Here is a 13,093-nt window from a genome sequence, read left to right on the forward strand (position 1 = left end):
TTACCAGGGTCTGAAATCTTCTTTTGAGGCAATTTTGTATCAAGCCATCAGGCCATTACAAACAAAAGACCAGGAAATGAAAAACGACATCGGACCCTACCGGATCTACGTATTATTGGTCGTAGCAGGACTTATCTCTGCTGAGATCATCTGGAGCTGGAAAAAAGACAAAGGCGCTTATCATGTAAAGGAGACTGTTTCCAATCTGGCTGTTTTTGCAGGGTTTCAGTTCTCTAAATACCTGTTTGCCGGTTACCAGTTGAGCATGCTCGTTTTTTTTGCCGGTCTCGCTCCGTTCAGGCTGCCGCAAAGCGGTTGGGTCTTCCTCCTCACCTTTATTACGGCTGATTTTATTTATTACTGGTTCCACCGGGCATCACACCTCTGGAAACCCCTATGGGCGTTTCATATGGTCCATCACTCAGCGATGCGTATGAACCTCACAGCTGCTTACCGGCTTAACTGGTTCTCAGCACTTGTCAGCCCCTTGTTTTTTATTCCGGCAGCATTGCTGGGGATGCCGCCGGATTTTATTGTAATCTCCTACTCACTCAATCTTGCCTACCAGTTCCTGCTGCATACAGAAGCTGTCGGCAGGCTTGGTTCCGTTGAAAAGGTAATGGATACGCCCTCATCACACCGCGTACACCATGGTAGCAATCCCATTTATATCGATAAAAATTTTGGAGGTGTCTTAATTATCTGGGACAGGTTGTTTGGCACCTACCAGCCGGAAACCGAGAAAGTAGTTTACGGCCTTACGACCGGCTTTTTAAGTCACAATCCATTCATGCTGGTCTTACAGGGTTTTATCGATTGGTTTAAGCCGGCCGGTTCAAAAAGCCCGATAGTCACTTCACCCCCATTATTAGACATTTCACCGGAAAAATGAAAACCAGGCTGCAAAAACACCGTCATACTTATAAACATCATCTTAAAATCAGACATTATGAAAAAGGTCATTTTAATCATTTGCCTCACCGCCGCTGGCATGGTAAATGCAAAAGCCCAGACGCATGTCATTGTAGGGAAGCCTGTGGGTCGTGTAGTAGTGGCGCCTGCGCGGCCAGTTATTGTAAGCCCGGTAAGACGCGTAGTAGTAAGGCCAGTTGTTGTTGTGCGGCCAGCAGTCGCCGTTGTACGGCCGGTAGCACGCGGGCGCGTAGTTGTTGTTCATCGCTGACCATCCAAACTACCATCTCCAATTTACTATGCTGGAAAAAGCATCTGAAAACCGGTTGTCGGTGACAATAATAGCAGTAGCTAAACATCTAAAAAATAAATTCAACAAATATGAGAAGCAGCAACACCACAAAGGGCATAGCCGCGGCACTGACCCTGTTATCTATGCTGGTCAGCCTGATGGCTGTGGCACAGAATACTTCCCCAATGCAAGGTAAAACCCCGCAGGAAAGGGCAAAGTTCCAGACGGAAATGATGAAGAGTAAACTGGATTTAGACTCTGCGCAAGTTAGTCAGATTGATGCTATCAATCTGAAATATGCCATAAGGAATGAGCCGATCCTGAGAGGCAGCGACAGTAAATTTTCTAAGTTCAGACAGATCAAGTCATTGCAAAAAGAAAAGGATGCAGCGCTCAAAAAGGTCTTCACCGGGGAGCAATATAAACAATACCAGGCCATCCAGCTGGAGATGAAGACGCAACTGAAAGAAAAAAGAAAGGATCGGTAAGTAATAGCCGGGGGTTCCGGACATCAGATTAAATGCATCAATAAAAAAGAAAAATGAAAAGGATACTATTCAGTTTATGCCTGCTGGCCTTGATCTTCTCAGGCTGTTCCAAAAGTACAAATGCGCCCTCAACCGAACCGGTCGATGATGATCTTGCAGGACCAATTTCCCGTCCATCCTCAGGATATGGCGCCGATGGTACATACGCCGTATCAGAGATTGATTTCCCCAACACTGAATACCCTGGGACCAATGTGACCATATTCTATCCATCGGGTATCTCCTCCCCGCGGCCAACGATCTTCTATTCGCATCCTTATGGCGGCGAGAGCAAGGAATATAACAGGGGGCTTTTCGAGTTCATTGCCAAAAAGGGCTATGTAGTTGTATTTGTTCCCTACGCAACCAATGATACCAGTATTGACCACCGCTACACAACTTTATGGACCGGCTTCACAAAGGCAGCGGCTGATTACCCCCGTATTATCGATACCAGAAAAGTTGGCTTCATGGGGCATTCCTTCGGCGGGGGCGCTTCGATCGGCCTGTCCTATAAAGCTTTTACAGAAAAAGAATGGGGACGGGACGGGCGTTTCCTGTTTACGATGGCGCCCTGGTATAGTTACCAGATCACTCCCGCCCAGCTCTCCGGCTTTCCGGCCAATACGAAAATGATCACCCAGGTTTATGATGAAGATGTTTATAATGATCATAGAATGGCCATCGACATCTTTAAGAATATCAATATTTCCAATACTGAAAAGGACTACTATTACCTGAAATCTTCTACGGTGGCAGGCTATAAATATGCCACGAATCATACCCTGCCCAGTAGCCGTACCGCCTACGACGCATATGACTACTATGGCGTTTACCGTTTGCTCGATGCGTTGATTGATTACAGTTTCAATAACAGCGAAACGGGGAAAAATGTAGCGCTTGGAAATGGTTCAGTCCAGCAGGTAACCATGCCTGGATATAAGGGCGAATATATGGCTCCTCTTGAAGTTACTGATGCTCCTGTGCCCAGATACAGCCAGGACAAATACAAATTTAAGTGCAGCAGTGTGCTATACAATCCAAGAATAGCCCACTGCGAATAACTGTTTAAAAAAAGATGATGAAAAAGATAGTATTGCTGCTGATGGTTATGTTCTCATTTGGCGGAGCCAGGGCCCAACAGTCATTTTCTCGGGTAGATCAATGGATCGACTCCCATGCCGGTGAAATGGGTGGGCGCCTGATGTTGGTTGTGTGTAAAGACGGAAAAATCGTTTATAGCCATTCTGCCAATCAAATGAATGGTAAACAGCAGACACTGATCAGGTTAATGGCCAAAAGACAGGGAAAACAGCCCGATCTTAACGATTATACCGAAACAACCCAACAGCAGATCGCCAGTTGCAGCAAATGGCTGAGTGCAGCCCTTATAATGACCTTTGTCGATGAGCATAAATTACAACTTACCGATACTGTCGGGAAATTCATACCCGTCCTTTCTAAACATGGGAAAGGCAGTATTACGATTGCAGATTGCCTGTCACATATGACTGGGATCCTTTCCCCGGATTTAAAAGAAGACCTGAAAGTGATGAGGGAAGCCAAAAATATGGATGGGGTTATAGAACAGATTGCTGCCTTCCCCACAGAAGGACTTCCAGGAACAGTTTTCCGTTATAGCAATACCGGTCTGCAAATCGCCGGAGCAGTACTCGAAAAGATCAGCGGAAGACGTTTTGAGACGTTGTTTGCCGAGCGCATCGCCGGGCCCCTGGAAATGAAAAACACGAATTTCGGGAATGGCGCAGTAGCTTTACCCGCAGGCGGGGCCGTTAGTACACCAGAAGATTACATCCACTTCTTAACTATGATTTTAAACAAGGGTGTCTTCAATGGGAAAAGGATTTTATCGGAAAAAAGTATAGACCAAATGCAGGCAAACAGAATAACGCCAGATGTCAGAGTAGCCTACACACCAGCCGAAGCCACAGGTGCAGGGTACGGTTACGGTGAGTGGATCATGGGTAATGGTACGGTCAGCAGCCCGGGCCTCTTTGGCAGTTATCCATGGGTCGATAACAACAAGGGATATTGTGCATTTTTAATGGCTTTCTATCTGAAGTCTGACGGGAGGCAAGCCCAATATGCGGAGTTGAGAAAACTGGTTGATGCTCAGATAAAGTAACATTCCAAGCACCCGTAAACAAAGAATAACGCAATCGCACTTTGATCGGCTGGCAAACAGACCAAAACAACAAAGCCCGCGACCAGAGCGAGCTTTTAGAATTTCCAGTGATCCCTGTGGTACAAATCCCGAACCAATTTATGAGAGATTTACATAAAATGGTATTTTGGGGTTGTGGCTAAGCCAACGCCGCTGCTGCCTCCGATAATTACTGCTATTTTGTTTTTTAACTTTTGCATCTTTATTTTTTATTTCATGTCGAAATTGACCATACAAAATTGAAAACATTGGGCTATGGCGAAAAATGAAGTTGATTAGGAAATGAAGTTGAACTATTTCAACTTTTCTTTGGTTGAATGTTTATAATTTTGAGGACTGTAAGCAAATCGTATAAAATGAAGGGGGAAAAAGATTTACATACGCTCTTAAGAACGATGAAGCCAAAGCATAATATTGGCGACTATGTTTTTTGTGTCATTCATGACTTCACAGGAATCAATATGGACGATATTGTCTTGTTTTTTAAAGAGCAAGAGGGAACCACTATCATTATAAAAAAGGAGCTGGCTGACCATTTAAAACTTGACTACTCTTTTGTTTCGGGTTGGATCACTTTAACCGTTCATTCATCACTGGAGGCCATTGGCTTGACTGCTGCCTTTTCGGCAGCCCTTTCAGAAGCGGGCATCAGTTGCAATGTGGTGGCGGCATTTTACCACGACCATATTTTTGTGCCCAAGGAGGATACTCCAAAAGCAATTGAAGTGCTAAACAGATTTTCTGTGTAGGATTTATTGAGAATCACCTTCTATGGGATAATTATGAGAAATTCAAAAATCTACAGTTCTGTTTTGAAGAAAATCCTAAGGTGAGAATTGAGGGAATGTTGGCAGCCATCGAAGTTTGTATAAGCAAAGAAAGGTTTGAGATAATTTCCTTTAAGGTTGACGAGAATAATGCACAACTCATTATAAAAGACACTATTAACGGAATGGAGTTTCAATGAGCAATCCATTCTTCTCAATTTCTGTATAATCTCTGGTGGTACACTGGCAAAAATAAATTAACAGTTGAATACCAGGATATCAGTGGTAAAACGAGATTAAAATCATCTACAAATTCAGGTATTTGCGAGCAAATTGGTTGAGGAGAGAAAGCACTCTCATTTCCTGCAGAAAATGTAGATTTCTCTAATATAGAAATATAAAGGGTGATCGTTAATGTCCCATCTAACTGCAAAGAACAACTGACACCAATTAGTTTAAGAATTAGTAATTTAGTATTGATAAGTCAACCCAAATAAAAATAAGTAAACAAGAATCGTGTAATCGTACTTTGATAGACTAACAAATAGACCCAAAACAAAAAACCCGCGCAGTGCGCAGGTTTCAAGTTTCTCCAGTGATCCCTATGGTACAAAAATCGAACCTTTTTATATCCGATTTGCGGAAATTAGCAGAAATAATACATTTAAGATAAATTGCGGTAAGTCTTCACGCTTTGTGGTTGATCTTAAAGCCAACTAATCATGAAGGTCAAAACTTGCTTTTAACTACTTGTTTGGTTGCATTTAGTCAAATATGGGGTATTTGTATACAATTTAAATGACACAATCCATCGAGCATTCGTTTATAACTTTAAAGACACAGTATTTATGACATTATTAGAGCAACTTATAGACAAATACCTAGCGGCGGCTAACGATGACGAAAAAGCAGAAATTATCAGCGCTGATTTTGATTTTCTCTCAGATAATAACAAGTGGGATTTTTTATTGACTTTAATTGAAAACAGCGAAGCTTATGATCTTGTTAAAGTGAACGTCTACAAGATTCTTGAAATTGCAGATCTTACCAGTCTTGATATAACGGACATAAAAAGTAGAATTTTACAAGCGTTAAAAGTGGAAACAGATGACATGGTTAAAGAATATGGTTTCAATGCCTTGACTTGGAATTTTAGCAGCTTTCCTGATGTTATTGACTATTGTATGGACACCGTTGCAAACGAAGAGGAAGATGAAAACATCAGACATTGTGCATTTGGTGTCTTGACAAAATCTAAAGATCTTCAAAAAATAAATTCTCTACGTGATAAGCTTTTACAAATAAAAGGCTTTGCAAAATATGCTACAACTTTTTTCAAAGATCGAGACAACGGTATCCGTTAATACGATTGGTAGAGGATTGTAAGCTTTCCTGGAATTAGTCAATCCATACATAATAGACTCAACTAAACGCTCAACTAAAAAACAAAACCCCGCGACTAGCGCGAGATTTCTTAAATTCCTGTGATCCCGCTGGGACAGAAATCGAACTTTCTTCTCATTGGCTTCAAAAAATTATATAACCTTTTCAGCTAATATTTCATCAATCACTGCCTTTATGCACCTTAAATCCTATCATATCGCGGGGGCCTGGTATAGGACTAAGTAACTGTTTAAGATAATCGAAGATGAGTCTTATGTCTTCCCCGTGGTTACTAACTTTATTCTCAAGTTGCTCTAGCTTCAATAAAATGTCCTTGTGAGTAGAAATCATCTCCCGCATCCGATGAAATATCCGTATTATCTGGATATTCACGGCTATAGCCCTCTCACTGTTCAAAACACAGGAAAGCATAGTCACACCTTGCTCACTAAAACAAAAAGGTGCATAGCGAAGTCCCCTAAACTCTTCCTTAGAGGACGCAAATTGCGTCCTCCAATTTTCAAACTCTTCTTTGTCCATTTCGAACATAAAATCCTCAGGAAACCGACTTATATTTCTTCTCACAGCTTCTTTCAACCTTTTAGTTTCAACACCATAAAGTTCAGCTAGGTCCCGGTCCAACATAATTTTTTGCCCTCTGATAAAATAGATTTTATCCATTATTATTTCATCTGGAATTGAAGCCTGTTTAATATTCTTAGCCATAAATAATACCTATATTAAGAATAGATTTTGTGAAGCAAAACTAGCCGTTTGCATAAACTGCGGGCTTTATTGTTTGATAAGTAGACGGTATTAACAAATCGTTAGCAAGTAATCAGCTAAAAAAATCAAACTGAGGAACTGTAATACCTAAGGACTAATAAGTCGGACCCTATGGTACTCGAACTTCTTGTCAATTGAAAACAAACAATTTAAATGAGAGCTACCTTTTCTACAAAAAATTATCGAACACAAAAAAGCCTTCAAATCTTGCGACTTGAAGGCTTCCTCATCTTCCAGTGATCCCCTTGGGACTATATCAATGCTTTATAAATTGCGGCTTTTCAGGGGTTACAAAGTTAGTGTAACCTTTTTTGTTACCTCCCGGAATAGCTTCATTTGATCAGGTTTGAAAGAACTTTTTATCCACACGAAGGTACGAAAGAAAAGCTAAAAGACCACAAAATGAATTAACCCTGATGGGCTACAATTCTTCATTCCAGCCATTTATTCCCTTGACCAGCCCTTAATATAACATGAATCTCAGGAACAACGACCCCTTGTTCTTACAGCGGAAGAAGCACACGGTAAACTGGCCGGCTTTGCCAATTGAGTCATTTTTGTACTCCGCTCTGATTTGGAACTATCCCTAAATCTACTGAGCCGCAGCCCACCTGATACTGATGGAAACGGTTAATATATTATAAGAATTGATTAATATCTATCAAAAGTTTAAAATTTATAGAGATATTTTTGATGATATAATAAACTACCCCGCTAATATGAAGTCCTATATTTTGTCATGTGCATTTTTGCTTCTCTATCTGAGCTGCTTTGCGCAAAAAGCCTATAACTTTGGGGAGGGTATAGTAAAAATTGCTCACTATTTTGTACTAAAAAGGAATGTAGAAACCCCCGACACCGCCAGAAGTCTATTTACAAATTACACCTATTACATTAAAGGATCTAAGGTGTTGAAAAGAGAAACAGAAGACTTTTCTTTCAGTAGTACACAGCATACAACCAAAAAGCAAGATAACTCTTCCTTTCATACAGCTCTAACTGCCAAACTGGTTCAACCAGAATACTTACTGGATTTCCAAAATGATACAGCATACACCTTTTATAAGAAGAAAGGAAAGCAGATGATATCTCAAAGTCGAATCGAAGACCAACGATCTGAAATATTCTTCAGGGCTCTTTTATCACCAAAAAGAAACAATAATTGCATACTGCAGACCAATCAGAATAAAAATGGAGATACTTGTGCAGGTTACGGTTACGGGATTGTAGGAAAAGACACTGCATTCTTCCAGTATAGCATGAGACATTATCCCGTTCAGTCCCCACTCGCCTACTTTTTCCCTGATAGCACGTCCCCCTTTATTACCTTGCTATGGCTACCAACACCAGGAACGGACAAAGATGGTAAACCAATCAGTGGTTTCTCTGTGCTGGCCATTAAGGACATTACTGATGTAAAACTACCAGATTCCTTGTTTACAATTCCAGCCGATGCCATTATGAAAGAAAATGTAACTATGGATGAAATGTACAACCCGAATATACCCTGACAGCTGAAATTAGCCTTTATTCTCTCAATATTTTTTAAACCCATTTTTGATGAAAACAATCACTCAAACAGCTCTGCTCTGTCTGTTATTGACCCTAATTTTCTCTTGCAAAAAAGAAACTGCAACACCGGCCGGCCCATTAGATGAATCCTATTACAAGGAAAAACTGACGGAAATGGTCCATTTAAGCCCTTCTAACACTGCCAAATCCCTAACCAGAAGTTCAGGTGGCGATAACGAACTTAAGTTTGACACTTACAAACAGGCCTATGAATTCTTCAATAAATTGCTAGCTAGTAAAGACAGCATGAGCTTACAGGTTTACGGGGTAGATTCCCTGCTCCCAACAAGTACTTCAAATTTGTCTGTGTCCACCCTTGCCACCAATGGTACGCAGTACATGTCCTTTACTGGACAAGCAAACAATACCGTTACTGTCTATAACAGCTTTGGGACTGGAACCATAAATGTGATTTATTTGGCATCTGTCTCAGTTGCATATCCCTTCACTGAAAGTAACGGAGTCCGCACTTATAACGGAAAGCAACCCATTAATAGTACTGCTTCTAGTTTGGGGGTCGTATATAAGGGTTTAGGTGCCATTGAGTCCCAAAACAGCATTATAAATGCGCAACCAGGAGGTGGTAACGTATCAGGAAATATGCAGGGAGTCTTCCATGTTGGAGATTCTGAACTCTCTTTTTATATATCATGGAGTAGTCAATACTATTGGGAGCTTCCACAGCTGCCAACAGGAACGGCTATCTTTCATTCTACTTTGACGGCTTCTGCTTCTTAAGATACCAACGCCCGTTTTCTTGCATAAAATATCCTACTTAAGGCTAAGAGATATCCTATAATGCAGGCCCCCAGGCGATTTGTTAAAAACATATCTGGATGTCAATATGGAATCTGGCTGACCTCTTTTCATACGGCCAGCTAGATTCCATATAAAGGAGTTGACCTCTTACAACGCTTGCGGTTTTCGTATCCGTTTTCTAGGCATCTATCTTCACTATCAATGGTGCAACAACGGTACTACTAGACCATAGACACAGCTGACATCTCCATACGTGAAGATTATTTATAATCCTCTCATTGTATTACCCAATTCTTTGAAAAAATAACTTTTCTTCAAACTGTGTCCACCGATCTTGGTGATAAAACAGCTGCTGATATCCCAGATGGCGGTATTAAATATCATTAACTTGTTCTATAATTAGCCGTCGGCTATCAAGTCAGACGATGCAATATCATGTTGTCATACTTCATACTGAGCTTTAACCGGCCTTTAATATAACAAGAACCGGTTCACCTCTTCTTCTTTCAGGCCGGTATACTGACAAAACTCAGAAACACTAATGAACTGCCCCTGATTCTTCCCAAAGGTTTCCCGGATGCGTTGCAGCATTAGCCGGGCAGTCCGCTCACTGCGGCCGGTGATGTTTTCTATGTCCCGGGCATAAATCACCATGCGTTTAGGTATTAATCCCTGCGAATTCGGCATAATCGGAATGGAAATTTTTTTGGGTTAAAATGCCGGCTTAGGTTTGATGTGGTTAATCACAAATCTACTACATTCTGCGCAGATGTGAGCCTAACGGGCTTGGCTATGTAAACAGCCCTATTGTTAATCCAAAAATGTTTTCAAATGGCAAAACAAATAGGAATTATTCCCCTCAAAGGTACGATAGGCAATATCACCTTTTACAAATCGCAGGCTGGTCATCTGGCACGCGAAAAAGGTGGGATTGATGCCAATCGCATCGCAACAGATCCTGCATTTGTCCGTACCCGTGAAAACGGATCAGAGTTTGGCCGGGCTGGTAAAGCCGGTAAACTACTGCGCACAGCATTCCGCGCCCTGCTTTTGAACATTGGAGATAGCTATCTGACTGCACGCCTTGCCAGTAAAATGCTGAAGGTAATCCAGGCGGATGCTACCAATGTAAGAGGACAGCGCAATGTGATCGACGGAGAAGCAGAGCTGTTGAAAGGGTTTGAGTTCAATATCAATGGGCATTTGGGAGGCACTTTGTTTGCGCCTTTCACCACCGGCATAGATCGCGCTACGGGCGCCCTTAAAGTTGATATCCCGGCCTTTACCCCAATCAATATGCTGGCTAGTCCTGCCGGCGCCACGCATTTCAAAATCATGGTTGCGGGTGCTGAGATTGATTTCGAGGCTGAAACTTTCGTGAATGCGAATGCTGCAAGCGCTGAAATAGCCATCGACGCTACCCCAACGGAGGTTATGAACTTGTCCGTCAATGTTACAGCCAACAGCACAAAACCGCTGTTTCTTTCATTGGGCATAGAGTTCTACCAACAGATTAACGGTGCCTTGTATAGCCTTAAAAATGGCGCCTACAATGCCCTGGCTTTGGTGGAGGTTTCCGGGATGCCGGCAACTCCTCCTCCTGCCCCTTAATGACACATCCGGGATCTGCCCGATCCCGGTATTTCTTAACCGTTTAAAAAACGTTTTATGAAGTTAGCTGAACGTTTTATCGCATCGACACCACCCTTCTTTAGCAAGGTGCGTAATATAGGATTGATCCTTACCGCAATTAGCGGGGGTTTGATCGGTATTCCTGCATTACCGCTGATTGTCGCCAAAATAGCGGGTTACCTGGCTGTAGCCGGTACCGTGATGACTGGAGTAAGTCAGGCAGCAGTAGATGAGGAAGGTGGTCAGTATCACTTGAAATAGTTCTCCGGTTTAAAGGTGTGGTTACCTTACGGATTGTTTGGTGAAAAGGCTCTCGCTTGCGGGAGCCTTTTACTTTTGATATTGAAGTTTTTCTTTTGCCTCAAAAGCGTCAATTACTGCAATCACATAATCTTTATGAAGAGGAGAAAGTTTTTCAAACTTTGAGAATTGTTGTGCTAAATGAGTAGATATTGTTGCATTTTCACCTTCCTGAGTAACACCTCGAACTAAATAATCAAGTGAACTATCTAAGACATCAGCAATTTTTGCCGCTACCTCAATCGATGGCTTAATTTCATCTCTTTCATACTTTCCAATTATGTCCCTTGATGTTCCGATGGCATCTCCTAATTCCGTTTGGGTCCAATTTTTATCTTTCCTTGCCAAAGTGATTTTTTGACCGAATGTCATAACCTATAGTTTATAGATTAAAACTACCGATTTAAAATTAAATGTGAATTAAGCACCTCTTATTGAAAAGCACTGAGCGCTGAAAATGTGATATATAAACAACAATAAATGACGCAAATATGACACAAATAAGATCAAAAGAGCACAATTAATGTTGCCTTTAAGGCACTTTATTAGTATATTTGTGATAAATAATTCACATTATGATTAATCAGCAATATCATAGAAAAGCGAAGCTTCATTACAAGAGTGTTCCGCGACTTTGCGAATACAAAAGAGTACCCTGGATTAACCTTTCTGGCTTCTGGCTGGAGAAAGCAGGTTTTGAGATTGGAGATAACATCGCAATTTCTGTAACTAAAGAAACACTGATAATAAAGATTGAAAATAAAGCCCCCAGAGTAAAAGCGCCCTGGGAAGATTAAGTTATTAACTCCAAATGAGCACCGGAATCCTGAGGGCGGAAGTATCATGAAACCACCGCCCACAGGATACCCGAAATTTTGTTAACCCAAAACCATATTTTATGATTGTTCCAAAACGCCGCCGGGATGAGGCGCTTAAAGACGCATTGTCAAAATTATTCCCACCATTACCACTATCAGAAAATGAACTGCACGACAGCTTTATTCGATTGTGCAATTTTCCTCACGTTATACAAGAATGTATTTGTTATGAATTGTGTTGGACCGAATCGGATTTTTCAAAACGCGCACTTCGCCCTCTTAAAGGTCAAACCATTGGTCCAAATGAGCGCGAAATATTGATTATTCGTGAGATCCTGAAACTCCGTCTAAATATGCTTATGCAATATTTGGAAGCGGTTGCCAGTCAGCCTTTAATTACCCAATAGCCAAACCTTCACTTAACTATTTTTCTACATATTTCATGGTACATGTTTATACTGACACCTCAGTAATCGGAGGTTGCTTTGATAAAGAATTTAAGGAACACAGCTTATTGCTTTTTAATGAGTTCAGAACCGGTACAAAAAAGATAATGCTTTCAGATTTGGCAATGATGGAATTAAGAAGCGCGAGCGATGAAGTAAAAATGAAGCTAACAGAAATCCCAAACCGGTTTAAGATAGAGCTTAAGAGTACAGTTAAAGCCTTCAAACTGGCGGAGAGTTATATAGCTGAAGGAGCTCTAAGCAATAAGTGCTACAATGACGCGCTGCACATTGCTTTGGCGACCCTTCACAATGCTGATATACTGGCGAGCTGGAATTTTAAGCATATAGTAAACCTCAACCGCATAAAGTTGTATAATTCCATTAATTTGCGGTTAGGTTACCGGTTAATTGAAATAAGAACACCAAGAGAAATTTTAAAACCAAACGACCATGAAAAAAAGTAAAAAGTACGATGCTGTGGCCGAGGTACGGAAGATCCGAGAGGAATTAAGTGTTAAATACTGGGGACACCCTGATTTATTACTTCAGGATCTGAAGATTGCCAGAGAAAAGTTTCACCTGGAACAAAAAGCCCTAAAGAAACGCTAGTTTCATTAATCATTACCACCAGCCCCAGGTAATGTAGTACCATAAAACTTCCTGAAAAAAGATATAGGCTATAATCGATGATCGCCAGATACCTTATGACTC

Annotated in this window: 18 protein-coding genes; 15 read left to right on the forward strand and 3 right to left on the reverse strand. The window is 41.3% G+C overall.

Annotated features, from left to right (window positions below; all coding sequences use genetic code 11):
- Positions 1-76 precede the first annotated feature (76 nt).
- The 7 genes from V7S65_RS24210 to V7S65_RS24240 all read left to right on the forward strand — a co-directional run bounded on the left by V7S65_RS24210 (position 77) and on the right by V7S65_RS24240 (position 6,047).
- On the forward strand, positions 77-892 hold the full coding sequence (locus V7S65_RS24210) for a sterol desaturase family protein (RefSeq protein WP_079472602.1): 816 nt from the start codon (positions 77-79) through the stop codon (positions 890-892).
- Positions 893-949: 57 nt separating this feature from the next.
- On the forward strand, positions 950-1,183 hold the full coding sequence (locus V7S65_RS24215) for a hypothetical protein (RefSeq protein WP_336388081.1): 234 nt from the start codon (positions 950-952) through the stop codon (positions 1,181-1,183).
- A 110-nt stretch (positions 1,184-1,293) separates the two neighbouring features.
- Positions 1,294-1,692 carry a hypothetical protein gene (locus tag V7S65_RS24220; RefSeq protein ID WP_336388082.1) on the forward strand — a complete coding sequence of 133 codons (399 nt, stop codon included), beginning with the start codon at positions 1,294-1,296 and terminating at the stop codon, positions 1,690-1,692.
- 53 nt (positions 1,693-1,745) lie between these two features.
- On the forward strand, positions 1,746-2,795 hold the full coding sequence (locus V7S65_RS24225) for an alpha/beta hydrolase (protein WP_336388083.1): 1,050 nt from the start codon (positions 1,746-1,748) through the stop codon (positions 2,793-2,795).
- A 17-nt stretch (positions 2,796-2,812) separates the two neighbouring features.
- The gene (locus V7S65_RS24230) at positions 2,813-3,877 is read left to right on the forward strand and encodes a serine hydrolase domain-containing protein (RefSeq protein WP_336388084.1); all 1,065 of its coding nucleotides are present in this window, start codon (positions 2,813-2,815) and stop codon (positions 3,875-3,877) included.
- A gap of 395 nt (positions 3,878-4,272) precedes the next feature.
- Complete coding sequence (locus tag V7S65_RS24235; RefSeq protein WP_111579210.1) at positions 4,273-4,665, forward strand: ACT domain-containing protein; 393 nt, start codon at positions 4,273-4,275, stop codon at positions 4,663-4,665.
- Between the two features lie 866 nt (positions 4,666-5,531).
- On the forward strand, positions 5,532-6,047 hold the full coding sequence (locus tag V7S65_RS24240; protein WP_111579209.1) for a hypothetical protein: 516 nt from the start codon (positions 5,532-5,534) through the stop codon (positions 6,045-6,047).
- Between the two features lie 199 nt (positions 6,048-6,246).
- Here the strand turns inward: V7S65_RS24240 and V7S65_RS24245 are convergent, their stop codons facing one another.
- Positions 6,247-6,792: an ORF6N domain-containing protein gene (locus V7S65_RS24245; RefSeq protein WP_336388085.1), complete on the reverse strand. Its 546-nt coding sequence runs from the start codon at positions 6,790-6,792 to the stop codon at positions 6,247-6,249.
- A 779-nt stretch (positions 6,793-7,571) separates the two neighbouring features.
- Here V7S65_RS24245 and V7S65_RS24250 point away from each other — a divergent pair.
- Entirely contained in the window at positions 7,572-8,363 is a 792-nt protein-coding gene (locus tag V7S65_RS24250) for a hypothetical protein (protein ID WP_336388086.1), read from the forward strand.
- Between the two features lie 49 nt (positions 8,364-8,412).
- Entirely contained in the window at positions 8,413-9,162 is a 750-nt protein-coding gene (locus V7S65_RS24255; RefSeq protein ID WP_336388087.1) for a hypothetical protein, read from the forward strand.
- A 492-nt stretch (positions 9,163-9,654) separates the two neighbouring features.
- Here the strand turns inward: V7S65_RS24255 and V7S65_RS24260 are convergent, their stop codons facing one another.
- Positions 9,655-9,870, reverse strand: a complete 216-nt coding sequence (locus V7S65_RS24260; RefSeq protein WP_079472593.1) for a hypothetical protein — start codon at positions 9,868-9,870, stop codon at positions 9,655-9,657.
- A 144-nt stretch (positions 9,871-10,014) separates the two neighbouring features.
- Here V7S65_RS24260 and V7S65_RS24265 point away from each other — a divergent pair, with 144 nt between their 5' ends.
- Positions 10,015-10,794 carry a hypothetical protein gene (locus tag V7S65_RS24265; RefSeq protein ID WP_336388088.1) on the forward strand — a complete coding sequence of 260 codons (780 nt, stop codon included), beginning with the start codon at positions 10,015-10,017 and terminating at the stop codon, positions 10,792-10,794.
- Between the two features lie 57 nt (positions 10,795-10,851).
- Positions 10,852-11,076 (forward strand): hypothetical protein, encoded by a 225-nt coding sequence (locus V7S65_RS24270; RefSeq protein WP_336388089.1) that lies wholly within the window; start codon positions 10,852-10,854, stop codon positions 11,074-11,076.
- Between the two features lie 69 nt (positions 11,077-11,145).
- Here V7S65_RS24270 and V7S65_RS24275 read toward each other — a convergent pair whose 3' ends face one another.
- Positions 11,146-11,487: a helix-turn-helix domain-containing protein gene (locus V7S65_RS24275; RefSeq protein WP_336388090.1), complete on the reverse strand. Its 342-nt coding sequence runs from the start codon at positions 11,485-11,487 to the stop codon at positions 11,146-11,148.
- A 203-nt stretch (positions 11,488-11,690) separates the two neighbouring features.
- Here V7S65_RS24275 and V7S65_RS24280 point away from each other — a divergent pair, with 203 nt between their 5' ends.
- The 4 genes from V7S65_RS24280 (at position 11,691) to V7S65_RS24295 (ending at position 12,991) form a co-directional block, all read left to right on the forward strand.
- Positions 11,691-11,912, forward strand: a complete 222-nt coding sequence (locus V7S65_RS24280; RefSeq protein ID WP_336388091.1) for a SymE family type I addiction module toxin — start codon at positions 11,691-11,693, stop codon at positions 11,910-11,912.
- A gap of 101 nt (positions 11,913-12,013) precedes the next feature.
- On the forward strand, positions 12,014-12,340 hold the full coding sequence (locus V7S65_RS24285; RefSeq protein ID WP_336388092.1) for a hypothetical protein: 327 nt from the start codon (positions 12,014-12,016) through the stop codon (positions 12,338-12,340).
- A 35-nt stretch (positions 12,341-12,375) separates the two neighbouring features.
- Positions 12,376-12,846, forward strand: a complete 471-nt coding sequence (locus V7S65_RS24290; protein ID WP_336388093.1) for a hypothetical protein — start codon at positions 12,376-12,378, stop codon at positions 12,844-12,846.
- A complete protein-coding gene (locus V7S65_RS24295; protein WP_336388094.1) occupies positions 12,833-12,991 on the forward strand; it encodes a hypothetical protein in 159 nt (52 codons plus the stop codon). Before V7S65_RS24290 ends, V7S65_RS24295 begins: the two co-directional genes overlap by 14 nt.
- Positions 12,992-13,093: the final 102 nt, after the last annotated feature.

The organism is Chitinophaga sp. CCNWYY40, from assembly GCF_037483205.1.
GTDB classification, from domain to species: Bacteria; Bacteroidota; Bacteroidia; order Chitinophagales; family Chitinophagaceae; genus Chitinophaga; species Chitinophaga ginsengisegetis.

Bases quoted from the DNA above. Each gene is read 5' to 3' on its own strand.
- V7S65_RS24270 (WP_336388089.1), top strand. From the start codon at position 10,852: ATGAAGTTAGCTGAACGTTTTATCGCATCGACACCACCCTTCTTTAGC.
- V7S65_RS24285 (WP_336388092.1), top strand. From the start codon at position 12,014: ATGATTGTTCCAAAACGCCGCCGGGATGAGGCGCTTAAAGACGCATTG.
- V7S65_RS24245 (WP_336388085.1), bottom strand. From the start codon at position 6,792: ATGGCTAAGAATATTAAACAGGCTTCAATTCCAGATGAAATAATAATG.
- V7S65_RS24215 (WP_336388081.1), top strand. From the start codon at position 950: ATGAAAAAGGTCATTTTAATCATTTGCCTCACCGCCGCTGGCATGGTA.
- V7S65_RS24260 (WP_079472593.1), bottom strand. From the start codon at position 9,870: ATGCCGAATTCGCAGGGATTAATACCTAAACGCATGGTGATTTATGCC.
- V7S65_RS24240 (WP_111579209.1), top strand. From the start codon at position 5,532: ATGACATTATTAGAGCAACTTATAGACAAATACCTAGCGGCGGCTAAC.
- V7S65_RS24210 (WP_079472602.1), top strand. From the start codon at position 77: ATGAAAAACGACATCGGACCCTACCGGATCTACGTATTATTGGTCGTA.
- V7S65_RS24280 (WP_336388091.1), top strand. From the start codon at position 11,691: ATGATTAATCAGCAATATCATAGAAAAGCGAAGCTTCATTACAAGAGT.
- V7S65_RS24220 (WP_336388082.1), top strand. From the start codon at position 1,294: ATGAGAAGCAGCAACACCACAAAGGGCATAGCCGCGGCACTGACCCTG.
- V7S65_RS24230 (WP_336388084.1), top strand. From the start codon at position 2,813: ATGAAAAAGATAGTATTGCTGCTGATGGTTATGTTCTCATTTGGCGGA.
- V7S65_RS24265 (WP_336388088.1), top strand. From the start codon at position 10,015: ATGGCAAAACAAATAGGAATTATTCCCCTCAAAGGTACGATAGGCAAT.
- V7S65_RS24225 (WP_336388083.1), top strand. From the start codon at position 1,746: ATGAAAAGGATACTATTCAGTTTATGCCTGCTGGCCTTGATCTTCTCA.
- V7S65_RS24290 (WP_336388093.1), top strand. From the start codon at position 12,376: ATGGTACATGTTTATACTGACACCTCAGTAATCGGAGGTTGCTTTGAT.
- V7S65_RS24275 (WP_336388090.1), bottom strand. From the start codon at position 11,487: ATGACATTCGGTCAAAAAATCACTTTGGCAAGGAAAGATAAAAATTGG.
- V7S65_RS24255 (WP_336388087.1), top strand. From the start codon at position 8,413: ATGAAAACAATCACTCAAACAGCTCTGCTCTGTCTGTTATTGACCCTA.
- V7S65_RS24235 (WP_111579210.1), top strand. From the start codon at position 4,273: ATGAAGGGGGAAAAAGATTTACATACGCTCTTAAGAACGATGAAGCCA.
- V7S65_RS24250 (WP_336388086.1), top strand. From the start codon at position 7,572: ATGAAGTCCTATATTTTGTCATGTGCATTTTTGCTTCTCTATCTGAGC.
- V7S65_RS24295 (WP_336388094.1), top strand. From the start codon at position 12,833: ATGAAAAAAAGTAAAAAGTACGATGCTGTGGCCGAGGTACGGAAGATC.